The following is a 25,401-nucleotide window of genomic DNA, read 5'->3' as shown; positions in this document are numbered from 1 at the left end:
TTCAAAAATTACTTCGACAAAAGTGCTCTCACTTTATCAAGATCTTCTGGCGTATCGACACCTGCAGGGGGCGCCTCTTTTGCTAGCTCGACGTGAATACGCTCACCATACCAAAGCACACGGAGCTGCTCTAGAGATTCAATCTTCTCAAGCGCACTTGGCGCCCAATTGATGTAGGTGTTGATAAAGCCTGCTCGATACGCATAAATGCCAATATGGCGCATGAGAGGGCTTGTCGCAGTCGACTTCGGCTCTGAGGCGTACGCATCACGATCCCAGGGAATGGTGGCACGACTGAAGTAAAGGGCGAAGCCATTTCGGTCGGTGACAACCTTTACAGCATTGGGGTTGAATACCTCTTCCTCATCCTCAATCGTCACTCCAAGCGTCGCCATCGGCGCCTGGCTCGATTGCAGATTGTCCGCGACCTGCTTAATGATACTCGCTGGTATTAACGGCTCATCACCTTGAACGTTGACGATTGTGTGCTCAGGCTCAATGCCCATTAACTCAACCACTTCGGCTAGGCGCTCTGTACCCGATTGATGATCTGGGGAGGTCATACAGACTTCTCCACCAAATGCTTGAACCGCTGATTCAATTCTCACATCGTCAGTGGCAACAATGACTCGGTCAGCACCCGACTCAACAGCACGCTCATAAACATGCTGCACCATTGGTTTGCCGCAAATGTCTGCCAACGGCTTACCTGGAAGACGCGAGGAGCTATATCGAGCTGGGATGATAACCGTGAATGCCATCTATCGACCCTCTTCCATACTCATCTGTCTTGCTTCAGGTTCAAGCAACACTGGAATCCCTTCTTTAATCGGATAAGCCAATCGGTCAAGCTTACAGATAAGCTCCTGTTTATCTTTGTCGAATGTTAGCTTCCCTTTGCATACTGGGCATGCCACGATCTCAAGCAGTCTGTGATCCATAACTTTCTATTACCTTATTGATTTCTTGAAGTATTTGCTGGCTATCTTGCTCCGTAAATTGAGCTGACACTGGCAAATACCACCAATTGTCCTTTGAAAACGAGCGGCATTTCACCGCATCTTTCTCTGTCATAATGACATTATCGACACCCACACTGAGTTCGGCGAGCTTCTGGGCATCAAACGCTTGATGATCGGCAAAGCCTTGTGTTTTGGTCAAGCTTGCGCCCAACTTTTCTAAGGTGTCAAAAAAACGTGGAGGGTGTCCGATGCCAGCGAATGCGGCCAGCGAACCCAACTCAGAAATGGATGCGGTTTTTCCCGTCACTAGATTTACGGCTGTGTCTGGGCAGAGGACAAAGCGCTTTTCTGAGTTTATTTGTAATTGCTGTGAATCCGGTCCGCCGTTGACGACTTTAAGGTCAACCTCATCTAGCCTAGCAAGCGACTCTCTCATCGGTCCCAGTGGGATGGGTTGCTGGTTGCCAAAGCGCCTTACCCCATCGATTACGATGATTTCAAAAGCGCGGTCGAGTGCGTAATGCTGGAGCCCATCATCGGTGATAATGACATCGACACCCAATGACTCAAGCTGTTTCGTAGCATTCGCTCTAACCGGGTCGACACAAACGGGAACTTGAGTGCGCTCGAAGATTAGCTTTGGTTCATCGCCACACTCTGAGGGTAACGTCTCAGAGGTCACCATTAATGGATAATGCGCTGCTTTACCACCATAGCCTCGAGAAACGACACCGGGGCGCTTGCCTTGGCGTACCAAGTGCTCAACCAACCAAACAACCATGGGAGTTTTTCCATTACCACCGGCAGTAATATTGCCCACAACGATAACGGGCACCTTGGCTTTGTAGCGAGGTTTACTCCCTGATTCGTAAGCGCGACGTCGACGAGTACTCACCAACAAGTACAGTTGGCTTAGTGGCCACAGCAGCGGCCACAATATAAAGCGAAGTGGATGATTACCGAACCACAGTTTGTCTATCACTAGTGATCACCAAACTGGATTTTATGTAATTGCGCATACGCACCTTGATGCTCAATTAGGGTCTTGTGGTCGCCTCGCTCGATAATTTCACCTTCGTCAACGACAAGAATTTCATCCGCTTCTTCAATAGTGGATAGACGGTGCGCAATCACCAGCACTGTTTTGTCTTTCTGAAGCTCATCAAGAGCAGATTGAATGGCTCGCTCAGATTCAGTATCGAGCGCCGATGTTGCCTCATCCAAAATAAGGACAGGCGCATCTCGAAGCAAGGCACGCGCGATAGCGATACGTTGACGCTGACCGCCCGAAAGGCTTGCGCCGTTCTCGCCTATCACGGTATCTAAACCGTCATCGAGGTTATTAATGAATTCCATAGCATGAGCCAAGGTTGCGGCATGCTCAATTTGCTCACGAGAATACTGACCATCTGTCGCGTACGCAATGTTATTGGCAATCGTATCGTTGAACAGGTGTACGTTTTGCGAAACCAGCGCAAAGTGCTGACGGAGATTGGTTAGCTTAATATCTTGGATATTGTGACCATCCAGCTCGATAGTGCCACTATCGACATCGTAGAAACGAGTAAATAGGTTAGCGATAGTACTCTTACCAGAGCCCGAACGACCGACCAGTGCAAGCGTCTTACCAGCAGGTAAATCGAAGCTTACATTGCGCAGGGCAGGCTTTTCGCTGCCTTCATAAGTAAAGGTCACATCTTTAACCGACAGTTCACCCTTAGCTCGTGTGATTTCTTTGGTCCCATTATCGCGTTCAGTGTCCAAATCCATGAGATTGAACAAAGTTTGGCTCGCAGCCATACCACGTTGGAAATCAGCCGTCACACCGGTTAGAGCTTTCAGAGGACGCATCAATGAGAACATTGCTGAGAAAATAACAGTAAAGGTACCTGCCGTAAGCTGCTCACGAACTTCATCAAAGCTAGCTAGGAAAAGAACGGCAACTAACGCTAATGAGGCGATCATTTGAATTACAGGGTTAGCAATCGCCGATGCGGCAACCATTTTCATGGTCTGCTGACGCATTTGATTACTCATTTCATCAAAACGCGTTTTCTCGATTTGTTGACCACCGTAACTCAGAACAACCTTGTGTCCCTTAAGCATCTGCTCTGCCGAAGTCGTCATATGGCCCATTGAGGTCTGCATGTTGACGGAGATCTTGCGAAAACGTTTGGAAACCACTTGAATCGCCCACGCAACAACGGGCGCGACGACGAGCAACACGAGTGATAACTGCCAACTGCTCCAAAACATCAAGACTAGCAGGCCGATGATACTCGCACCCTCACGAACGATACTAACCAGCGAGCTACTCGTCGCCCCTGCCACCTGTTCCGAATCATACGTTATGCGAGACAGCAAACCACCCGTTGACTCCTTGTCGAAAAAGGAGACCGGCATATGCATAAAGTGGTTAAATATCCCCCTTCTAAGGTGCATTACCACTTTGCCAGAAACCCAACTTAAGCAGTACGTAGAGACAAAGCCAGATAGTCCGCGGATAAACATCATGCCGAGAATAATCAGAGGCAAAACCTTCAAGAAGTTGGACTCTACATCGCCAAAGCCTTCATCCAAAAGCGGCTTTAAAAGCGATATCATGTACGTATCCGCGACCGCATTGATAATTAGTGCGACAACCGCAACGGCTAGACCCGTTTTATACTCACGAATGTAAGTCCATAAACGCTTAAACGTCTGCAGCGTTGTTTCATCTTGATTTTGCGACATAATTCTTTATCGATTTACTTTATCTATCCTCTCATTCTACTCTGCTTCGCAACATCTGCCTATACCAAGGCGCTAGGTAATCTGACCTCGCGGTGGAAACGATGATTTCTTGACCAACAAACTGGAATGAGACTTGTCCGGATCGCCCAGTTTCATACCAAATACTTCCATTGTTTTGATATTGTTCTCGAACGACTGGACTGGGCAGTTGCCATCTTGAATCAAACTGGTTCGATGCCACTGCATAGTCAGCATCTATCGTTTGATGGAGATATCTTGAGGAAGAGGTCTTGCTGCCATGGTGAGGCACGCTCATCACATCAATAGATAGAGGTTCAAGTTCACGAGAAAGAAGTATTTCACTCACCTTTTCTATATCGCCCGTCAGCAGCAAACGGTATGTTCTATCTGTCTCTTGATACGTGACTAAGATTACACAGGAATGAGGATTGTAAGCGCGTGTGACTCTTGCAGGAGGCCACAACACCTCAAAGTCAACGGCGCCCCATTTCCATCGATCACCTCTGATACAAGAGTTGACCTGACCACCGCCCTCTGGACGACGTATCCACCTTGGGGCCATGTTCTGTTTTAGGTCGGCCTCACCACCAGCGTGGTCATTGTCGGCGTGGCTCAAGATCAAGCCTTCCAGTCTCTTTACTCCTAACGCCCTGAGGTTTGGAATCAGCACTGCTTCAGCCATCGAAAAGGTAGGGGTCGCCCTTCCTGTGTCGTAAACGACCGCTTCGTCACCCTGAACAATCGCTACTGACAATCCATGGCCCACATCGAGAAAGTGAACACTAACTTTCTGTTCTCGATGCATCATAAAATATTGTGTTGCGAACACGACAAATACAGCCGACGTCATCGAAGTTGAAAGCCACTTGAAACACAGAGCGAGCACCAACAAGACAATCACGAACATCAAATCATTGTGAACTATCGGGGTCCAAAACGAGGACGCATAGGGAAGTAATAGATCTAAGGGTAGCAGCGCTTGATCAAGCAATAGCCACAAACAATCTGAACTGAAACCCATCATATTGATGGCAGCCGCTAATAGGGTGAGCGGGACAATACAAAAACTAAACCAAGGTACAAACACAAAGTTGTATGCGGCACTGAGTAGTGGTATGCCATGAAACAGGAAACCGATTAATGGGATAAAAAGCCCCGACAAAACCAAGTGCAGGCTTACAATCGCCATCACACCTCGCGTTTTACCTAAAATAGTTAGCGTCAACAGCAATGCGCCGACTGCAAAAAAAGAGAGCCAAAAGCTCATGCTCGCAGCAGAAAAAGGAACCAATGTCAGGACGCCAGCTGCGCTAACCAACAGCACCATGAGTCGATGAATTCGCACTTGCGTTAATAGTAGTAGCGATAAAATTCCAAGCATTATCAAGGCGCGAACCGTTGAGATTGCGAAAAAACCGAGTGCGCAGTACCAATACGCGAATAGCAAACCAATACTCAATGACCAGAATTGGCCACTGTGAACCAGATTTGAGCCTAGCTTATAGGGCAGAACCAACTTGAGAAACGATATAAGCGACTTCGCAACCCAATATCCCATTCCGAAAATGACACCAATATGCAAACCAGATATCGCAATTAGGTGCGAGAGGCCGCTTTGCTGTAAGGACTTTCTTTGCTCTATTGGTAGCATGCTTCGATCGCCGAACACCAGCGCGAGATACAAGCCTTGAAAAGGACTGTTTTCTGTTGCTGCTTTCACGGCGTCATGAGCGTTTGCTCGCCAGTGATATTTAGAAACAGAAAAACTATGCTTTTTATTGGCTAAAGTAGCAATACCGACTATACCTTGAGAAAAAGCATGTTTCTCGCGGTCAAATCCTACTTGATTGAGGACGCCAGATAGGCGCTTAAGCTGAACAGGCCCAAAGAACGTGGCCCCTGCTTCTATTGCAAAAGGCGTTCTGAGGCGAACTTTAGGCGCCTTAAATGAAGGAATTGGGCGTCCGTTAATGGCCGTTATCGTTGCATGTACTTCATAGCCATGACTTATTTTTTTAAAATAGCTGTCAACTCGTGCTTTTATGGTAATATCTGTGCCAAATCGGAAAAGTACCTCGGATTGGTACTTGAAAAGACTCCCTTGTATCAAAGCCACGGACATTGCAGCGAATACTGCTGACAGCACCCAGCGACGCTTTAGCAAACAGGCGATGCATGTACAGCATGTAGGAATTAACCAGAAAATACTCGGCATCTCAGGCCACCATACAGCGCTAATCATCACTAACGAGTAGCTGAGTGGGACTGCGATACCTGTTAACAGAGCCATATTTCCCTATGCCAAGAAAGTTCATTAAACGTTTCATGCCTGATCACGAGATGATCAAAAAACAAAAGGCATTGAAAGTGTTCGGCAACCTCCTTTACAACCCGAACTTATGGTGTCTAAACCGTCGCTCTGCGGCAGGCGCTTTTGCTGTCGGTCTTTTTATGGCTTTCGTACCACTTCCTAGCCAAATGATCATGGCCGCCGGACTCGCTATTCTTTTCGGCGTCAACCTGCCGCTATCGGTCGCCTTAGTGTGGATCAGTAATCCTGTTACCATGCCGGTATTATTTTACTTTGCCTATAAGGTGGGCGCGTTCTGTATGAACACTCCGCCACAACCGTTTCACTTTGAACTATCGTGGCAATATCTATCAGACCAGATGAGCACTATTGGTCCCCCTTTCCTGCTGGGCTGTGCGATCTGTGGCACAGTGGCCGCCATAGCTGGTTACTTTGGAATACGAGGACTTTGGCGATATTCAGTGGTTCGTAGCTGGCAACAACGCTCAACACGTTAAGCGTATCCACGTTAAACGTATCTTGGTGGCAAAACAAAACACTCGAGCCGTTATGCGATGAACCACCAACTCGGCTGAAACTGATAAGTTTGCAAGCATTAAAAAAGGACCACATCAAGTGGTCCTTTTTGCTATCTGGACAAGGGGAAATCACTACCTCGTCGTTTCGTCTAATCTCTACTTGGCACTGAGGACTGTGGCTGGATTAAGCTGACTCGCTTTCATCGCAGGGTACCAGGTTGCTATCAAGCTGAGTAATGTTGCGGTCCCAGAAACCAAGAGCACGTCATTCCAAATCAATTGTGAGGGCAGAAAATCGACAAAGTAGATGTCTCCAGACAAGAACTGATGCCCGAGCAAGTTTTCTAATCCAGATACAATTGGCGTTAAATTAAGTGCAACGAGGCTGCCCAATATACCTCCAATCACACTGCCAACGACGCCAGAGAATACGCCTTGCCAGATAAAGATACGCTTAATCAGGCCATCACTCGCCCCCATAGTACGCAGAATAGCGATTTCGGAAGCGCGATCTTTTACCGCCATCATGAGCGTCGACACAATATTGAAGCAAGCGACACCGATAACCAGAACCATCACTAAATACATAATGGTTCGTACTAACTGGATATCGCGATACAGAAATCCATACTCCTGCTTCCAGCTACGAAGGTAAACGTACTCCGTCAGCGTATTACCGATTTCACGGACAATGAGCGGTGCATCAAACACATTGTCTACCTTTATGGAGACGCCTGTGACGCTTTCTCCAAGCCTCGCATAACCTTGCGCATCCTCAAGTGGGACTATGGCTAGGCTGTGATCGATCTGTCCGTTAAGCTCAAGTAAACCCGTGACTTTTACTCGCACTCGTCTTGGCGACTGAACCTTGCTGGTATCTCCAGTCGTTGGGATCATCAAGGTCACATAATCACCAACAGAGACCCCGACTTGCTGCGCGACGCCCTGCCCTAATATAACTTGCTGCTCGCCCGCTTTAAACGCGTTCCATGACTGCTCTGCAACGAAACTAGGCAACGTCGACACCTGACTTTCTAGCTCAGGTGTCACGCCTCTTAGCTCAACCGCTTTGAGTTGACTCCCCTTTTCAACGAGAGCCGTCAGCCTGACATAGGGCGCAGCACCTTCAACATGTTTGTGGTTGAGCGAGGCATCGACGACATTCTGCCAGTTTTGAATCGGTGCATTCACACCTTCAAACTCACCATGGGCGATAACCGACAGTACCCGGTTTTTAAGTTCACGCTCAAAACCGTTCATGGCAGATAGGCCAATCACAATAACCGCCACACCAACTGCGATGCCGACGATTGAAGACATAGAGATGAACGACACCATTTTGTTACGCTGCTTGGCTTTGCTAAATCGCTTACCAATGAAAAACGATAGTGACACGATTGATCCTCGTCTTACGCGCTGACTGTCGCTGCATCCACCAGCAGACCGTCTTGCATATGTAGTTGTTTGTCCATTTTCGAAGCGAGCTCATTATCGTGAGTGACAACAAGAAACGCAGTGCCATACTCGCGATTCAGAGTTCTCATCAAATCGTAAATAGACAGCGCCGTTGCATGATCCAAGTTACCAGTCGGCTCATCTGCAAGTACGAGATCGGGCTTGTTGACCAAGGCTCTCGCAATTGCCACACGTTGACGCTCACCACCAGACAACTCTGACGGTCTATGGTCGAGTCGATGTTGTAACCCTACTCTTTCAAGAAGCTCTCTGGCTTCTTGTTTCGCACTGCTCACTTTGGCACCACCGATAAGCAGTGGCATTGCAACATTCTCCACAGCGGTAAAGTCACTTAAAAGATGATGGAACTGATAGACAAACCCTAGATGCTGATTGCGAAGCTTAGCTTGCTGATTGCTTCCCATGTCTAAAAGAGACTGCCCTTGAAATTCAACACTACCTTCTGTTGCCTCATCCAACGCACCCAATACATGAAGCAGAGTTGATTTACCCGAACCGGACGAGCCAATAATGGACACCAGTTCACCACTAGCGATGTCAAAGCTGACCCCTTTCAATACCTCAGTATCAACAGCGCCGTCGTGGTAGGTTTTGCGAATATTACGACACGCGATTAACGGATTACTCATATCTAAGGGCCTCTGCGGGTTTCACTGACGATGCTCGGTAAGAAGGGAATAACGTCGCGGCTAAGCTGAGCAACACGGCACACACCACGACGACAATAATTTGATAAGGGTTGATGACCACTGGCAGCTGACCGCCAAAACTAAACAGTGCGACGCCCATTGCATCAAGTAAGCTATTTAGATTGCTTGCCAAAATCACACCTAACACGCCACCAACAATCGCACCAACTGCGCCACTACTAGCGCCTTGAACCATAAAGATACACAGCACTTGTTTGTCACTCATTCCTTGGGTCTTAAGAATGGCAACCTCTGACTGCTTCTCCATGACGACCATAATGAGCGCTGAGATAATATTAAACGCGGCAACTCCGATGATAAGCCCCAACATCAGTCCCATCATGTTTTTCTCCATGCGTACCGCTTGGAACAACTCTCCGCGCTGCTCGCGCCAATCACTCCAACTCCAACCTTCTGGTAGTGGTTGTTCACTGAGCTGGGAAACCACAAACGGGTCATCGAAAAACAATCTCCAGCCACTCGCTTGATTCGACTTATAGCGCATCAGCTTGGCGGCATCAGAAATATGCGTCACGACCAACTGACTATCGACATCCGAACCGGTACTGTATAAACCTGCTACCGTAAACATACGCTGACTCGGTATTCTTCCAAGTGGCGTATACTGGCTCGCGCTTGTGACCATCAAACGGACTTTGTCACCCACTCGCACATCCAGTTCACGCGCAAGGCTATGACCTAACAACACCTGGTATTTACCCGCCGCTAAGCGCTCGACACTGCCGCTGACAATTCTCGAACGAATAGGGTCGTCGCTGTTAGGCTCAATACCAATCATGAGTGCAGCAGAGAGCCCTTGATGACTCTGCAGTACAGCCTCACTGCGTACAATAGGCACTGCCGGTTGGCTGGATGGATAAGCGGACAGTAGCTCCGTCGGCTTGTTATCAAGATCAACACGACCCGACTCATGACTGATCACCGCTTGAGGCAATACACCTAAAATGCGACCTTTGAGTTGGGCTTCAAACCCGTTCATCACTGATAGCACAGTCACAAGCGATAAAACACCAATGGTGATACCGGCGGTGGACATATAGGAAACAAATCGACTGAATCGGTCGCCAGAACGACCTCTGAGGTAACGCAGTCCAATAAATATTGGCAAGGGGTGAAACATAGTGTTCGCCATAGAAAGAAATCTACCAGTTAATGTAACCAGAAAAGTGTCAGGGTTGTAGCCCTGGATGTCATTTTCCTTTTAAATTACTGACTTTTGCGGAATTAATCTGCCCTTTTCTTGATAACTCACGTATACCCAGAGATAATTAATGGATGTTAATTAGGGAAAAATTATGCAGCAAGACGACTTCTTCACCGTAAATGGACCGCTTAAGGCGAACATTGAGCCACTCAAAGTAGGCTCTGCACTCCCTGAATTAACGGACTATATTGCCGAGATTCCCGCTTCTTTTGTCGCATCGAGTGAGTTTAGTCAACTAGACCAAAAAACAGATGCCGCGCAGCACGAACTCAACCAACACAATTTAAAACACGTCGCAGAGTTGATCGAGCAGCAAAACAATAAGCTGAATCTGTTACTCAATTACATGATTGCTCAACAAGATGAGCCTGCGCTAAGGCACATTACGAAAAGCTTCGGTGCCAGTCAGTTGACTTACATTAGTCACGATGAACTACAACTAGGACAGTACACTAGACTCAAACTGTTTCTCGATCACCCACCTTCAGGTGTCTACTGCTACGGTGAAGTGACCAACATAGAACATCAAGATGAAGGTTATCTCGTGACACTTTCATTCGTTCGTATTCTTGAAGAACACCAAGATCTACTCATAAAAGCAGCCTTACACCAGCAACAAAAACTGCTGCGTCAACGCTCGCTAGACAGAGAAAAAAACTAATACGTTATGAGCTATTCTCCCCTACTTCCACTTAATGCCCCACAAGGCAAAGGTGACAAAAAACACTTAGGTAACCTAATAGGTGGCGCACTTGCACTATCGATCGGTGAACACGCCAATGCACATGAGCAGCACACCCTTTTGGTTGTCCCCGATCCACAAATGGCATTAAAGCTTCAAGGTGAGCTCGAACAGTTCTACTGTGGCGATGTGGCGCTATTTCCCGACTGGGAAACGCTCCCTTACGACAACTTCTCGCCACACCAAGACATTATCTCTGATCGTATCGCTCGCTTGTATTCCCTCCCTCAGCAGAGCGCGGGCATAACGATAGTTCCTGTCAGCACTTTGCTACAAAGACAGAGTCCAAGAGACTTTTTGTTGCAACACACACTCATGGTAAAAACGGGCGATCTATTCTCTCTCGATAAGCTAAGAGTGCAGCTTGAAAACTCTGGATATCGCCATGTTGACCAGGTCTTTGGACCAGGTGAATATGCCAGCCGAGGTTCGATTCTCGACCTATTCCCGATGGGAAGTTCAGCGCCGTATCGTATCGACTTTTTCGATGATGAAATAGACACGATTCGAACCTTTGATCCTGAAAATCAGCGCTCCATCGAGGATATTGAAGAGATCCGTCTTCTTCCGGCACATGAGTTCCCAACAACCAAAGATGCCATTGAAGAGTTTCGTACCCGCTGGCGTCAGCAATTTGATGCGAGACGTGAGCCAGAGTCTGTGTATATGCAGGTCAGCAAGGGGACATGGCCTGCTGGTATTGAGTATTGGCAACCACTGTTTTTTGACCATACCGAGACCTTGTTCGACTATATCAGCGAAGAATCTCAGATCGTCATGGTGGGTGATATTGAAAGTGCCGTCGATCACTTTTTGGCTGATGTCGATACGCGTTTCGAACAAAGAAAAGTCGACCCACTGCGCCCGCTACTCGAACCTAGGGCGCTGTGGCTCGAAAAAGACGAGTTCTTTGCTCAGCTAAAACAATACCCTCAACTCCAATGCCATATCGAAGAAGTTGAACAAAAGGCAGGACGTGACAATACGCCAGTTCAAGCTCTTCCTGACATCACGGTTCAGCATCAGTTAAAAGAACCGATGGCGCAAATTCGTCAGTTCACTGAGCAGTTTACGGGCAAGATCATCTTCTCTGTTGAGTCAGAAGGCCGACGTGAGGCGCTTTTAGAGCTGTTGCACCGAATCAAACTTCGTCCTGTCGAGCAATCCAGCTTGCACGATGCACTAAAAAGCAATGAGCGTTTTACCCTGGTTATCGGACAGTGTGAGCACGGATTCAGCTTCCAAGATAAATTTGCATTCATCTGTGAGAGTGACATGCTTGGCGATCGCGTTATTCAGCGTCGCAAAAAAGAAAAGCGCTCTATAAACAGTGACACTGTCATACGTAATCTCGCTGAGCTCAAACCAGGACAGCCGGTGGTACACATCGACCACGGCATCGGTCGCTATGTGGGCTTACAAACCCTAGAAGCTGGTGGTATGACGACCGAGTACGTGACGTTAGAATACCAAAACGACGCCAAACTCTACGTACCAGTTGCCTCTCTGAACCTCATTGGACGTTATTCAGGTGGCGCTGAAGAGTCCGCACCGCTCCACAAACTCGGTGGTGAAGCTTGGGCGAAGGCGCGCCGAAAAGCCGCGGAGAAAGTTCGAGACGTCGCAGCAGAGCTACTTGACGTCTATGCTAAGCGAGAGCTTAAGCCCGGCTACAAGTTTAAACTGGATCGCGACCAGTACGCGACATTCAAGGCTGGATTCCCGTTTGAGGAAACCGATGACCAAGCACAGGCGATCAATGCGGTCATGTCGGATATGTGCCAGCCAAAGGCAATGGATCGACTCGTCTGTGGTGATGTTGGCTTTGGTAAAACTGAAGTCGCCATGCGTGCTGCATTTGTATCGACCGACAATGGTAAGCAGGTAGCGGTATTGGTCCCAACGACACTGCTTGCACAACAACACTTTGAGAACTTCCGTGATCGATTTGCAAACCTGCCTATTCGAGTCGAGGTACTGTCACGCTTTAAGTCGGCGAAAGAGCAAAAAGCCATTCTTCAAGATGTCGCTGATGGCAAAGTAGACATTGTGGTCGGCACACACAAGCTACTATCAAGCGACATCCAGTTTAAAGATCTTGGGCTACTTATCGTCGATGAAGAGCACCGCTTTGGCGTTCGTCAAAAAGAGAAAGTGAAAGCCATGCGTGCGGATGTGGACATCCTTACTCTCACCGCGACACCGATTCCGAGAACACTCAATATGGCCATGAGTGGAATGCGTGATCTTTCAATCATTGCCACCCCGCCTGCTCGCCGTCTTGCTATAAAGACCTTTGTTCGACAAAACGAAGACAGTGTAGTGCGAGAAGCGATACTGCGTGAAATCATGCGTGGTGGTCAGGTTTACTTCCTTCACAATCAAGTAGAGACCATAGAAAAAGTCGCAGCCGATCTTGAAAAGTTGGTCCCAGAAGCACGAGTAACCGTTGCACATGGCCAAATGCGTGAACGCGAACTAGAGCGCGTCATGAATGACTTTTACCATCAGCGCTTTAACCTGCTAGTCTGTACGACGATCATTGAAACGGGTATCGACGTTCCAACCGCGAACACGATTATCATGGACCGCGCAGACAACCTAGGTCTAGCCCAGCTTCATCAGCTTCGTGGACGAGTGGGTCGCTCCCATCATCAGGCCTACGCCTACCTTCTGACGCCACATCCAAAAGCCATGACCAAAGACGCAGTGAAGCGTCTCGATGCTATTGCTTCATTGGAAGATCTTGGCGCTGGATTCACCCTCGCGACTCACGATTTAGAGATCCGCGGCGCAGGTGAACTGTTGGGTGACGAGCAAAGTGGTCAAATTCAATCCGTTGGCTTCTCACTATACATGGAGATGCTAGAGCAAGCGGTAGAGGCGTTAAAAGAAGGCAAAGAGCCATCATTAGATGATCTCTTGCGCGAGCAGACCGAAGTTGAACTTCGTATTCCAGCCTTGCTCCCTGATGATTATATTCCTGACATCAACACGCGCCTTTCAATGTACAAGCGTATTGCTAGCGTGGGTAATGAAGATGAACTGAATGAACTCAAGGTTGAGCTTATCGATCGATTTGGTCTTCTTCCGGACGCCGCCAAACACTTGCTTGAAGTCGCTAAAATGAAACTTCGTGGTGGTGACCTTAAAGTGAAGAAAGTAGAAGCCCATGAGAAAGGCGGCTATATTGAGTTTTATCCAGACGCTGACATTAACCCAGCCTTCTTGGTTAAACTACTTCAAGCGCAACCAACCAAGTTTGCAATGGAAGGACCAACGAAATTCAAGTTTATCGAAACGTTGACCGACCGCCGTAAGCGTTTGAACTACCTAAACAGCATGCTGGATGAATTTGAAGCGAATCGAATACCAGCTTAATTTTATGACTAGGTAGAGACTTGCCGAAACATAATGAAGGCGAATGCCACAAATTGTTTCGGCAACACTTTGTATTAATTGATATACTGGGTCCCACTCATCGACAGTGGCCATCTATGGAGAAACAATGAAAAAGCTGATCCCACTGCTAATGCTATTGGTTTCGATGCCAAGTTTGGCACAGAGACAATTTGACATAGAAGTGATCGTTTTTAAGCGCGCCGTCAATCCTGAAAAGGTCAATGAGTCATGGCCAAATGATATGCCAGACATCGACTTTAGTCGCGCTGGTTCCCTAAATGATTCAAGCTACCGTGCGTCTAAGGGGGTCCAAGCACTTCCGTCGGCTTCTTACCAGCTAAATGATGAAGTGGCTAAGCTACGTAATCACGCGGGTTACACCGTTCTAATGCACAAAGCTTGGCGTCAGGGTGATAATGGCAAAGGCTCTGCTCCGGTTTTCCGATTCCGCGCAGGCAAAGATTTTTCCACTCAGTTTTATCCAGATGGCTCTGAAAAGGGAAGCAGCAGTAACACCTCTTCACCGGTAGATGGTGTAACGGAAGTCGCTATTGATAAGCCATTATACGAGCTAGATGGCAAGCTACAAATCTACGTGCAGCATTACCTGTATGCCGAAGCTCAGCTTGATCTCAAATCTCCAAGTACCAAGCAGGTTATCGTCTCCTCGCCTATCGATGAAACACCAGCTGATGCAATAGAGTCTAACGATTTATCAGAGAACACAACATCTGACGATGTTCAAGACAGCAATGTTATCGCTGGTAACTTAGCCTCTATCGAGCCGCAACGCGAGACACTTACTTTCTTAAAAGATTACCGCCTCGACCAAAAGCGTCGCATGCGCAGTAGTGAAACACACTACCTAGATCATCCACTGATGGGGATGATCATTCAGGTGAGACGCGTACAAAACTAACGCCAACTCACAGTTAAAGGGCTCGCTAATGCGGGCCTTTTTTATATGCGCATGACTTAGGTTTATACTTTAGCTATGAACACCAATTACACCATCTATACCAAACGGCTTTGCCTGCGCCTTCTGACGCCAGATGAAGCACCTATACTTGCAGACACCATATGCACCTCTCCATCACTTCATCAATGGATAGATTGGTGTCATTCAGAATTTACTGAGTCCGAAGCACTCGACTTTATCGGAGCAACACGCCTTAACTGGGTTAAAGCTAACGCCTTTGGCTTTGCCATTTTCACAAGAAGCGACAATGAATTTCTAGGAATGGTCGCGCTCAACGAGTTCTACCACACCTTCAACATGGGCAGTCTTGGTTATTGGATGAAAGACAAAGCTCAGCAGCAAGGATACGCGGTAGAGGCTATGGAGGCGCTAGTGGAGTTCTCTTTTGCCCACCTGTTACTCACGCGCTTAGAGATAGTCTGCGACCCAGCCAATGAACCAAGCTATCGATTTGCCGAAAAGCTTGGCGCTACGTTCGAGTGCCTTGCAAAAAATCGTTATATCTTTAACGGTAAACCGCGTGAGGGAATGGTGTTTTCACTATTGCCATCTGAGTGGAATCGTACATAGCGCTAACTTAAAGAGACGAGTGTCTATAGACATTCATTCAGACGAAAAAAAGGGAAGCCTAAGCTTCCCTTTTCTAACTTTGGATTGAGGAATTAGCCGTGGTTACGAATCCACTCATCCATATCTGTTTTCAGGTTGTCTGACTTAGTACCGAAGATAGCTTGAACACCACCAGATACTACAACTACACCTGCTGCACCAAGTTGCTTAAGCTTGTCTTGGTCAACAATTTCAGTGTCAGCTACAGCAACACGTAGACGTGTGATACATGCATCTAGACCTGTGATGTTAGCTTTGCCACCGAATGCTGCTACTAGTTCGCCAGCCATTTCGTTGCCAGATACTGCTGCTGCCGCATCTTCAGTCTCGTCTTCACGACCAGGAGTCTTAAGGTCCATCGCAGTGATTACAGCGCGGAATACGAAGTAGTAGATAGCTGCGTAGATTAGACCGATACCAACCATCAGACCGATCTTCTGAGAGTTACCAGACAGTACTAGGAAGTCGATAAGACCGTGTGAGAACGAAGTACCGTGTACGAAACCTACAGTGTTAGCAACAACGTATGCAGAACCAGCTAGTAGAGCGTGGATTGCGTATAGTACTGGAGCAACGAATAGGAATGAGAATTCGATTGGCTCAGTGATACCTGTTAGGAACGATGTTAGAGCAGCAGAAGCCATGATACCCATAACTTTCGCGCGGTTCTCTGGTTTAGCACAGTGTGCAATAGCGATTGCAGCAGCTGGTAGACCGAACATCTTGAACATGTAACCACCCGCTAGCTGACCGAAGCCATTACCAGCAGCACGAGACGCTTCGTCTGCAACTAGGTAACAAGTTAGTACGCCGTTTTGAGTTTCGCCTGCAGCGTTCACACAAGTACCTGCTTCGAAGAAGAATGGTACGTTCCAAACGTGGTGTAGACCGAATGGGATTAGAGAACGCTCAACAACACCGTAGATACCGAATGCTAGTTGTGGGTTTTGCTCAGCTGCCCAGTGAGAGAATGCACCGATTGCAGAACCGATTGGTGGCCATACGATAGACAGTACGATACCAAGTGCGATTGCAGTGAAACCAGTAATGATTGGCACAGCACGCTTACCAGCGAAGAAGCCAAGGTATTCTGGAAGTTGAATCTTGAAGAAACGGTTGAATGCCCAAGCAGCCACACCACCGACAAGGATACCACCTAGTACACCTGTATCGATTTTTTCAACGCCCATAACACCAGCCATTACGCTAAGCGTAGCAGTCATGATGCCGTAACCAACGATAGCTGCAAGACCTGCAACACCGTCGTTGTTAGTAAAGCCTAGTGCAACACCTACAGCAAATAGCAGTGCCATTTGGCCGAATACTGAACCACCAGCTTGTTCCATTAGGTTTGAAACCACATCTGGAATGAAGCCTAGGTTAGCAGCACCTACCCCAAGTAGAATACCTGCAACTGGTAGTACCGATACTGGTAGCATCAGAGACTTACCAACTTTTTGCAGGTTAGCAAAAAGGTTCTTAAACATGTTTATGCTCCTGATAAAGTTATTAGTATTATGGGCTCTAACGGCACACCCCCGTAGCCTAAATGTTAGCACCCATAGAAAATGTAACCACGATTCGAATTATATTTTCTGCCTCTAAATATATCTTGATGACCCTCAAGGTTTCTACACACTTACGAAATTTAGTTTCAAAACTACGCATGGATCACGTTTCAATCGGGCTTGTGTAATGGTTTTCAGTGAATCTAAATTATTGAAATTAATACAATAAATAATTACATCAATTAATTTTACGGGGTGAATAAAATACACTCTTAAGTTATTTTACGTAACATAATTACAGTTTGTGCTGAATCACTTCTTTTTTCTCAACAGATTTCGTTAACGTTAAATTAATTTGATATTTTCAAATTTTTTCGACAAAAAAGGCGCAAACTGCGCCTTTTCTAATCGGTTGTATCTGAGTTGTTATTTCCTAACGCAAAAAAAGATCTTGATAGTTTTTGCTGGTTTTTTCTCCAACTTCTGACAGCGATACCCCTTTTAGCTGAGCAATATAGGCAGCAACCTCCACTACGTAGGCCGGTTGATTCTCTTTGCCACGATGCGGAATTGGTGCGAGATAAGGAGAGTCTGTTTCAATAAGCAGCCTTTCAAGCGGTAATTGTTTCACGACCTCTTTGAGTTCTTTGGCTTGTCTGAAAGTGACAATGCCTGAAATGGAGATATAGAACCCGAGATCCATGGCTGCTTCAGCAAAAGCCAGATCCTCGGTAAAACAGTGGATCACACCACCACACTTGTCCGCCCCGCCATTACGAAGAATGGATAACGTGTCTTCGCGCGCGTTTCTAGTATGGATAATTAGCGGTTTATTGACATCCACCGCCACCTCAACTTGCTGCTCAAAACGCTTTTTTTGCAGCTCAGCCGTTTCTGGTTGATAGTGGTAGTCTAAACCCGTTTCACCGACAGCAACGACCCTGTCATTGGCAACGTACTTCTTAAACTGCTCCAAAGAAAAAGCACTCTCTACATCAAGTGGATGCACACCACAAGATGCCATGATCTCTGGGTATGGCTTGATTAGCTCCATCATATTTGGAAATGAGTCAAGCGTAACGCCGACAGATAATAGCTTGTCAACGTTAGCGGCTTTTGCTTTTTTAAGTACATCTTCGATGCCATCATGCAGCTCTTCATAGTTCAGCTTATCGAGATGGCAATGGGAATCTACAAACATAAAGTCTTCTTCGTGCGTAAGAATTTAAAGATACTGACAGCCCGATTCGGCTTCAGCAAATGAAAGCTCTCGGCATAATAATGAACAACCATGCCGAGGATAGTGAGCGTTAATTTAAGCGGTTAAGAAAGAGTATAGCCAATTAGTCACGAGTAACTCAGCATTTAACCCGCTAGACTCGCTAAGTTGCTTTTTAAGCTCTGCCAAGGATTCAGATTGCTTGAACAAACTCTGATAGGAATATAACGATGCTAGTTGAGCAGCTTCAGGAATCATCTCGCCTTGGTCAAGACCTAACGACTGCTTTTGAGCACTAGCCAATACCAACCACAACCATGAAAGCTGTTCATCAAAGGGGACGTCACTTTTCAAGAATACATTCATAAAGGCTGTCACGTCCGCATTACGATTCGTTACAGCGCTTAGAAATGCTGAGAGCAGTGTATCTAACTCCTTTTCTCTACCCTGTTCTACGAACGATTTTATCGCTAAAGGCTCAGACTGACATAGGTAAGCAATTCGAAGAGAAATACGCTTTCCTAATTGTGAGCTGACCCAGTCAACAGATTGAGCTTGAGACGGAGCAGAAAGATGCCAGACCTCACATCGGCTGCGAATCGTTGGCAGCAAACGCTGGGCATGCTCTGTCGTTAAGATGAACACACAATTGCTAGGTGGTTCCTCTAGAGTCTTAAGTAGTGCATTGGCAGCGGAAACATTCATGCGCTCGGCTTGAGGCAGGATAATCAATCGATATCCACCAAACTGAGAAGACTCAAGAGCCCATTTATTCGCTTGTCTAATTTGCTCAACCGAAAGGTTCTTTTTATCTTTTTCAGGTTCAACGAAGTGAACGTCTGGGTGAGAATCAGAAGCGACCAGGCTGCAAGCATGACAAAAGCCGCACGGCTCAGAGGCATCGTTCTGACACATTAAACCTGCGACATATCGCTCAACTAGAGCCTCGGGTCCCAAGCCAATCTTAGCTTGGATCAGCATTGCTCCTGGAATATGCTGCTTCTCAAGGTTCCCCTTGAGCTTTTGCCACAGTTCAGCCTGCCATGGATAGTCCTGCATACTTGCTCCTACTGCGCGGCCAACCAAGCTTGCACAGCATGGCGAATGTCCGCTTGAACCGATTCCATATCTTGGCTTGCATCGATAATCACAATGCTCGAATCCGAATTTGCCAATTCTAAGTAGCGTTCGCGGGTGCGGTCGAAAAATGAAATATCCATTTTCTCAATTCGGTCTAGCTCACCTCTACCACGTGCTCGCTCAAGACCGAGTCTTGGGTCAAGATCTAGATACAGGGTGAGGTCTGGCTTAAAGTCGCCAAGTGCGATCTCTTTAAGCGAAGACATAATATGCTTATCGATTTGACGACCACCGCCTTGGTAGGCTTGTGAAGAGAGATCATGTCGATCACCAATAACCCAAGAGCCAGACTCAAGAGCAGGCTTGATCACGGTTTCTAGCAATTGAATACGAGCTGCATAAATCAGCAGTAGCTCAGAGCGATCTTGAAGAATCTCCCCTTCTTGCTCTTCTTTTACCAAGGCACGCAATTTTTCAGCCAAGGCTGTGCCACCAGGCTCACGAGTATTCTCAATAGAATCAATGCCAGCTGCTTCTAACTCAGAGCGTAACACACTGATTGCTGAACTCTTACCAGCGCCTTCTAGGCCCTCTATTACGATAAATTTGCCTTGGTTCATTTTCGACTTCTTAATTGTTTTAGATACTGTTGGACCGCGCGGTTGTGGTCTCTTAAATTCTTTGAAAAGACATGGCCACCTGTACCGCTAGCCACGAAATATAGATAATTGCTGTCTTCCGGATTTACTGACGCCATGATAGATGCTTTGCCAGGCATTGCAATTGGCGTTGGTGGTAAACCATTAATGACATAGGTATTGTATGGCGTTGCTTCTCGAAGATCTTTCTTACGAATGTTGCCATCGTATCTATCGCCCATGCCATAGATCACCGTTGGGTCGGTTTGCAGGCGCATACCGATGTTTAGGCGATTAACGAACACAGACGCCACACGTTCGCGCTCTGATGGTACTGAGGTCTCTTTCTCGATAATAGATGCCAAAATCAAGGCTTCGTACTCGTTCTTTAGTGGAAGCTTATCTTGTCGCTGCTCCCAACTTTCCGAAAGTACCTTGTTTAACTTTCTGTTAGCGCGCTTTAAAATATCAAGGTCACTATCACCCACGGAGTAATGATAGGTTTCTGCAAGGAAGAGCCCTTCTAACCGTTCGTGCTCGATGCCCAGCTCTTGCGCTATCGCTTTTTCGTCCATTTCAAGCGTTTTGTGCTCTAGGTAATCTGCATTAGCAAACTGTTCACGCCATTCTTTAAAGGTAGAGCCTTCAATAAAGGTAATCGCAAGTTGGTACTCTTTACCCTCGATAACCGCGTCAATCGCCTCTTTAAACGTCATATTCGGCTTCAGTTCGAATGTTCCAACCTTAATTTGCGTGAGCTCTGGATGGAAGCGGCGAACTAATTCGGCATATGGCGTAGGCTCAATCCATTGATTACCCTCAAATGTCGCCATTAGCGTATTGAGACTGTTGCCGCGCTCTACGGTAATCAGTGTTGGCTCTTCAAGGTTCAGAGGCTGGTTAACAAAATCCTGCACGCTATTTTTAACATGAACAAAGCCGCCTACTGCTACTGCAGCAAGTATGATGACGAGCAATAAAAACTTCTTTAGCACAGACTTAATTTCTCCTGAATCTGTTTTGTTATTGGACCGATAGACAGACCAACTTCCCTAATTTTGGTGATGGGTGCAACCCCCAGAATACAATTGGTAACGAAAACTTCTTCGGCCGCAAGGAGATCTTCAAGATCGAAGTACCCAACGTTGACAGAAATACCCAGTAACGTCAGCTCCTCAATCACGACCTCACGCATGACACCAGCAACTCCGGCAACACTAAGGTCTGGTGTAAACACTTGATTGTTGTTCACCCAGAATACGTTAGCCATTGTGGTTTCAATCACTTTGCCGTTAAAGTCGAGCACAATGCCATCAAGATGACCACTAGATTCAACATTTTCCTTAGCTAAGATCTGTTCCAGTCTATTATTGTGCTTGAGTCCAGCCAGCAAAGGATTATGCCCAAGTCGTACATCCGAGATTGATAGTTCCAAGCCATTTTCACGAATTTCGTGGTAGTTCGGTGGAAAATCGAAGCTACTTACCGTAACAAAAGGACCTTTAGTTACCTTAGTACTGTAACCGCGACCACCTTGGCCGCGACTTACATGCAGTTTTATGCCAGCTTCACTTGCATCAGACGCATGTGACTCGATCTCCAACCGCAGAGCATGCCAGTCTACCGGCGCGATCTTAAGACACATCAGCGCCTTTTCCATACGAGTGACGTGACGTTCCCACAACTGAAGTTTGCCATATCGCGTCAATATGGTTGTAAAGCAACCGTCACCGTATTGAAAACTTCTATCCGTGACCGCAACATGGTCAATCTTCTGGCCATTTCGCCAAAACATGTTGATTCCTTTAAATAACAAAACGGCTCAATGCTAAGCATCAAGCCGTTCGAATACAAGTCTCTTATGCGATTACCGCGGTTTACATCTTCTTGAAGATAAGCGAACCGTTAGTACCACCAAAACCGAATGAGTTACAAAGTGCATATTCCATATCCACTTTACGTGCGGTAAATGGCACTAAGTCAACATCACATTCAGGATCAGGGTTATCTAGGTTAATCGTTGGTGGAACAATTTGGTCAACCAAAGACATGATGGTAATGATAGCTTCAGCCGAGCCCGCAGCACCCAATAGGTGACCTGTCATAGACTTGGTAGAAGAAACCAGTACTTTCTTCGCGCCTTCCTCACCAAGTGCACGTTTAATGCCCTTGATTTCCGCCACATCACCTGCAGGAGTTGATGTACCGTGTGCGTTAACATAACCAATCTGTTCGCCAGTGATACCAGCGTCACGCAGTGCTGCTTCCATTGCAAGCGCACCACCAGAGCCATCTTCGCTTGGAGACGTCATGTGGTAAGCGTCACCGCTCATACCAAAGCCAACAAGCTCTGCATAGATTTTAGCGCCACGTGCTTTTGCGTGTTCGTACTCTTCTAGTACCAACATACCTGCACCATCACCTAGCACGAAGCCGTCACGATCAACATCCCATGGACGAGATGCTTTTTGAGGCTCATCATTGCGAGTTGATAGCGCCTTCGCTGCGCCAAAGCCCGCCATGCCAAGTGGTGTAGATGCTTTTTCAGAACCACCAGCAACCATTGCTTCTGCATCACCATAAGCGATCATACGAGCAGCGTGGCCGATGTTATGTAGGCCTGTTGTACATGCTGTAGAGATAGCAATGTTAGGACCACGTAATCCAGCAAGAATAGAAAGTTGGCCAGCAACCATGTTTACAATAGTCGAAGGGACAAAGAAAGGACTTACACGACGAGGGCCTTTCGATACCAACGCTTGATGTCCCGCTTCAATTAGGTCAAGGCCACCAATACCAGAACCGATAGCCACACCTACACGGTGTTGGTTTTCTGGAGTGACTTCAAGACCAGAGTCTTTGAGTGCGTGCATACCTGCTACGATGCCGTACTGGATAAACAAATCCATTTTCTTAGCATCTTTTTTAGACACGTATTCACTACCGTCAAAGTCTTTAACTAAGCCAGCGAAACGAGTAGAGAAATCGGTTGTATCGAAATGTTCAATATTTACGATACCACTCTTGCCTTCAAGAAGGGCTTTCCATGAAGATTCTACGCTGTTGCCTACCGGCGACAACATACCCATGCCAGTGACAACAACACGACGCTTGGACACGATTTTTTCTCCGGGATATTTATGATTCTATATGAAAGGATAGAAGACGTTTTAAAAAAACACAGGCGGCCAAGGAGGCCGCCTAGAAAGAGATATTACTGAGCGCTGTTTACGTAGTCGATAGCAGCTTGAACAGTAGTGATCTTCTCAGCTTCTTCATCAGGAATCTCAGTGTCGAATTCCTCTTCTAGAGCCATTACTAGCTCAACTGTGTCTAGAGAGTCAGCACCTAGATCGTCAACGAAAGAAGCTTCGTTTTTAACTTCTGTTTCGTCCACACCTAGCTGTTCAACAATGATTTTCTTTACGCGTTCTTCGATGTTGCTCATTTTAATTTTCCTTTACAGATTTCGCTCTATGCGATGTTTCCGTAGTTTATTCGAACTGTTGAAAGTTGCAAGGGGGTCCTTGCTGGTCAAACCACAATTTTAGCGAATTTAACCGAAATTCAGTACATTTTTGACTTAAATCATGCACAAATGTTGCACAGATCAAACCATGTACATGCCACCATTTACGTGAAGTGTTTCACCTGTGATGTATGCCGCTTCTGGCGATGCAAGAAATGCAACAGCTGAAGCGATTTCACGTGGGTCACCTAAACGACCAGCAGGCACGTTGGCTAGTGTAGCAGCTCGTTGCTCATCATTCAGTGCTTTTGTCATATCTGTTTCGATAAAACCTGGTGCAACTGTGTTCACCGTCACACCGCGTGAAGCAACTTCACGAGCCATAGACTTGGTGAAACCGATTACGCCTGCTTTTGCAGCAGCATAGTTCGTTTGACCAGCGTTACCCATAGTACCAACGACAGAACCCACGTTGATGATGCGACCCTGACGCTTCTTCATCATACCGCGCAACACAGCTTTAGATAGGCGGAAGATAGACGTTAGGTTAGTGTCCATGATATCTGTCCACTCATCGTCCTTCATACGCATTAATAGGTTATCGCGAGTGATACCAGCGTTGTTAACAAGAATGTCGATCGCGCCAAATTCATCGTTGATTTGCTTAAGAACAGCTTCGATCGAGTCAGTATCTGTCACGTTTAGCGCTAGGCCTTTGCCATTTTCACCTAAGTACTCGCTGATAGCAGCTGCACCGTTATCAGATGTCGCCGTACCAATTACTGTCGCACCGCGCTCTACCAGTAGCTCTGCAATTGAGCGACCAATACCACGGCTTGCACCTGTTACTAAGGCAATCTTGCCTTCAAGGTTCATCATTATTGGATTCCTTATTATTTTGCAGCTTCGAGTGACGCAGCGTCATTTACCGCAGCCGCACTCAATGTCTTAACAATGCGTTTTGTTAGGCCAGTTAACACTTTACCTGGACCAAGTTCCAACAGTTTTTCAACGCCTTGCTCGCTCATTTTCTCAACGCCTTCAGTCCAACGAACTGGGCTGTGAAGCTGGCGAACTAGCGCGTCTTTAATTTTTGCCGGGTCGGTTTCTGTTTCAACATCAACGTTGTTGATGACAGGAACCGAAGGTGCGTTGAATTCAATCGCTTCAAGCGCAACCGCGAGCTTTTCTGCTGCTGGTTTCATCAGCGCACAGTGAGAAGGTACCGACACTGGCAATGGTAGCGCGCGTTTAGCACCCGCTTCTTTACATAGTGCGCCGGCTCGCTCTACTGCTGCTTTGTTACCCGCAATAACTACCTGACCTGGTGAGTTAAAGTTCACTGGGGAAACCACTTCACCCTGTGCTGCTTCTTCACACGCTTTAGCAATCGACTCATCATCTAGACCGATGATGGCATACATCGCGCCAACGCCAGCAGGAACGGCTTCTTGCATCAACTGACCGCGAAGTTCAACAAGTTTGATCGCTTCTTTGAAGTCAATGACACCAGCACACACTAGCGCTGAGTACTCACCTAGGCTGTGACCCGCTACGAGTTTAGGCTGAGCAAGACCCTGCTCTTGCCATACACGCCAAATAGCTACAGAAGAAGCTAATAGCGCAGGCTGCGTGCGATGGGTTTGATTTAAATCTTCGGCTGGGCCGTTTTGAACCAATGCCCATAGGTCGTAACCAAGTGCTTCAGATGCTTCCGCAAATGTCGCTTTTACGATCTCATGTTGCTCGCCTAGCTCTGCTAGCATGCCAACTGTTTGTGAACCCTGACCTGGGAACACGATTGCAAAATTACTCATCGT

23 protein-coding genes are annotated in these 25,401 nt (G+C 46.9%); 5 read left to right on the top strand and 18 right to left on the bottom strand.

Features of this window, described 5'->3' with window-relative positions:
* Positions 1–8 precede the first annotated feature (8 nt).
* From kdsB to AC6I8U_RS05240, 5 genes are read right to left on the bottom strand one after another with little or no spacing between them, the layout of a single operon-like run.
* A complete protein-coding gene (gene kdsB / locus AC6I8U_RS05260) occupies positions 9–761 on the bottom strand; it encodes a 3-deoxy-manno-octulosonate cytidylyltransferase (protein WP_498017913.1) in 753 nt (250 codons plus the stop codon).
* Entirely contained in the window at positions 762–941 is a 180-nt protein-coding gene (locus AC6I8U_RS05255) for a Trm112 family protein (RefSeq protein WP_006075338.1), read from the bottom strand.
* Positions 922–1,944: a tetraacyldisaccharide 4'-kinase gene (gene lpxK / locus AC6I8U_RS05250; RefSeq protein ID WP_498017912.1), complete on the bottom strand. Its 1,023-nt coding sequence runs from the start codon at positions 1,942–1,944 to the stop codon at positions 922–924. The genes AC6I8U_RS05255 and lpxK overlap by 20 nt, the downstream gene beginning before the upstream one ends.
* Positions 1,944–3,695 (bottom strand): lipid A ABC transporter ATP-binding protein/permease MsbA, encoded by a 1,752-nt coding sequence (gene msbA / locus AC6I8U_RS05245; protein ID WP_394151648.1) that lies wholly within the window; start codon positions 3,693–3,695, stop codon positions 1,944–1,946. Before msbA ends, lpxK begins: the two co-directional genes overlap by 1 nt.
* A 31-nt stretch (positions 3,696–3,726) precedes the next feature.
* Complete coding sequence (locus tag AC6I8U_RS05240; RefSeq protein ID WP_498017911.1) at positions 3,727–6,006, bottom strand: DNA internalization-related competence protein ComEC/Rec2; 2,280 nt, start codon at positions 6,004–6,006, stop codon at positions 3,727–3,729.
* Positions 6,007–6,014: 8 nt separating this feature from the next.
* On the opposite strand from AC6I8U_RS05240, the gene AC6I8U_RS05235 reads away from it, so the two are divergent.
* Positions 6,015–6,524, top strand: a complete 510-nt coding sequence (locus AC6I8U_RS05235) for a DUF2062 domain-containing protein (RefSeq protein WP_042476794.1) — start codon at positions 6,015–6,017, stop codon at positions 6,522–6,524.
* A gap of 177 nt (positions 6,525–6,701) precedes the next feature.
* Here AC6I8U_RS05235 and lolE read toward each other — a convergent pair whose 3' ends face one another.
* The 3 genes from lolE to lolC all read right to left on the bottom strand — a co-directional run bounded on the left by lolE (position 6,702) and on the right by lolC (position 9,851).
* Complete coding sequence (lolE, locus tag AC6I8U_RS05230) at positions 6,702–7,883, bottom strand: lipoprotein-releasing ABC transporter permease subunit LolE (protein ID WP_498018319.1); 1,182 nt, start codon at positions 7,881–7,883, stop codon at positions 6,702–6,704.
* A 71-nt stretch (positions 7,884–7,954) separates the two neighbouring features.
* Positions 7,955–8,650: a lipoprotein-releasing ABC transporter ATP-binding protein LolD gene (lolD, locus tag AC6I8U_RS05225; RefSeq protein WP_042476787.1), complete on the bottom strand. Its 696-nt coding sequence runs from the start codon at positions 8,648–8,650 to the stop codon at positions 7,955–7,957.
* The gene (lolC, locus tag AC6I8U_RS05220; RefSeq protein ID WP_498017910.1) at positions 8,643–9,851 is read right to left on the bottom strand and encodes a lipoprotein-releasing ABC transporter permease subunit LolC; all 1,209 of its coding nucleotides are present in this window, start codon (positions 9,849–9,851) and stop codon (positions 8,643–8,645) included. The genes lolD and lolC overlap by 8 nt, the downstream gene beginning before the upstream one ends.
* Positions 9,852–10,026: 175 nt before the next feature.
* Here lolC and AC6I8U_RS05215 point away from each other — a divergent pair, with 175 nt between their 5' ends.
* From AC6I8U_RS05215 to AC6I8U_RS05200, 4 genes are all read left to right on the top strand, one after another.
* Entirely contained in the window at positions 10,027–10,596 is a 570-nt protein-coding gene (locus tag AC6I8U_RS05215; protein WP_498017909.1) for a PilZ domain-containing protein, read from the top strand.
* Positions 10,597–10,602: 6 nt separating this feature from the next.
* The gene (mfd, locus tag AC6I8U_RS05210) at positions 10,603–14,058 is read left to right on the top strand and encodes a transcription-repair coupling factor (protein ID WP_498017908.1); all 3,456 of its coding nucleotides are present in this window, start codon (positions 10,603–10,605) and stop codon (positions 14,056–14,058) included.
* A gap of 127 nt (positions 14,059–14,185) precedes the next feature.
* Positions 14,186–14,998 carry a peptidoglycan binding protein CsiV gene (locus AC6I8U_RS05205; RefSeq protein ID WP_498017907.1) on the top strand — a complete coding sequence of 271 codons (813 nt, stop codon included), beginning with the start codon at positions 14,186–14,188 and terminating at the stop codon, positions 14,996–14,998.
* Between the two features lie 75 nt (positions 14,999–15,073).
* A complete protein-coding gene (locus AC6I8U_RS05200) occupies positions 15,074–15,628 on the top strand; it encodes a GNAT family N-acetyltransferase (protein ID WP_498017906.1) in 555 nt (184 codons plus the stop codon).
* Between the two features lie 92 nt (positions 15,629–15,720).
* Here AC6I8U_RS05200 and ptsG read toward each other — a convergent pair whose 3' ends face one another.
* The 10 genes from ptsG to fabD all read right to left on the bottom strand — a co-directional run bounded on the left by ptsG (position 15,721) and on the right by fabD (position 25,398).
* Complete coding sequence (gene ptsG / locus AC6I8U_RS05195) at positions 15,721–17,154, bottom strand: PTS glucose transporter subunit IIBC (protein WP_498017905.1); 1,434 nt, start codon at positions 17,152–17,154, stop codon at positions 15,721–15,723.
* A gap of 454 nt (positions 17,155–17,608) precedes the next feature.
* Positions 17,609–18,376 (bottom strand): TatD family hydrolase, encoded by a 768-nt coding sequence (locus AC6I8U_RS05190; protein ID WP_234495524.1) that lies wholly within the window; start codon positions 18,374–18,376, stop codon positions 17,609–17,611.
* Between the two features lie 114 nt (positions 18,377–18,490).
* Positions 18,491–19,453 (bottom strand): DNA polymerase III subunit delta', encoded by a 963-nt coding sequence (gene holB / locus AC6I8U_RS05185; protein ID WP_498017904.1) that lies wholly within the window; start codon positions 19,451–19,453, stop codon positions 18,491–18,493.
* Between the two features lie 8 nt (positions 19,454–19,461).
* Positions 19,462–20,094 carry a dTMP kinase gene (gene tmk, locus AC6I8U_RS05180; protein ID WP_042476770.1) on the bottom strand — a complete coding sequence of 211 codons (633 nt, stop codon included), beginning with the start codon at positions 20,092–20,094 and terminating at the stop codon, positions 19,462–19,464.
* Positions 20,091–21,107, bottom strand: coding sequence for an endolytic transglycosylase MltG (gene mltG / locus AC6I8U_RS05175; RefSeq protein WP_128648592.1), 1,017 nt, complete (start codon positions 21,105–21,107; stop codon positions 20,091–20,093). Before mltG ends, tmk begins: the two co-directional genes overlap by 4 nt.
* Positions 21,101–21,907 (bottom strand): aminodeoxychorismate lyase, encoded by an 807-nt coding sequence (pabC, locus tag AC6I8U_RS05170; RefSeq protein WP_498017903.1) that lies wholly within the window; start codon positions 21,905–21,907, stop codon positions 21,101–21,103. Before pabC ends, mltG begins: the two co-directional genes overlap by 7 nt.
* A gap of 82 nt (positions 21,908–21,989) precedes the next feature.
* On the bottom strand, positions 21,990–23,231 hold the full coding sequence (fabF, locus tag AC6I8U_RS05165; protein ID WP_042476763.1) for a beta-ketoacyl-ACP synthase II: 1,242 nt from the start codon (positions 23,229–23,231) through the stop codon (positions 21,990–21,992).
* A gap of 95 nt (positions 23,232–23,326) precedes the next feature.
* Complete coding sequence (gene acpP, locus AC6I8U_RS05160; protein WP_498017902.1) at positions 23,327–23,560, bottom strand: acyl carrier protein; 234 nt, start codon at positions 23,558–23,560, stop codon at positions 23,327–23,329.
* Positions 23,561–23,722: 162 nt separating this feature from the next.
* Entirely contained in the window at positions 23,723–24,457 is a 735-nt protein-coding gene (fabG, locus tag AC6I8U_RS05155) for a 3-oxoacyl-ACP reductase FabG (RefSeq protein ID WP_234496057.1), read from the bottom strand.
* 17 nt (positions 24,458–24,474) lie between these two features.
* A complete protein-coding gene (gene fabD, locus AC6I8U_RS05150; RefSeq protein WP_128648594.1) occupies positions 24,475–25,398 on the bottom strand; it encodes an ACP S-malonyltransferase in 924 nt (307 codons plus the stop codon).
* Between the last annotated feature and the right edge of the window lie 3 nt (positions 25,399–25,401).

The organism is Vibrio sp. KUL80 (assembly GCF_059725495.1).
Note: the sequence above shows the minus strand (reverse complement) of the source record. Positions and strands in the feature narration are given on the sequence as shown.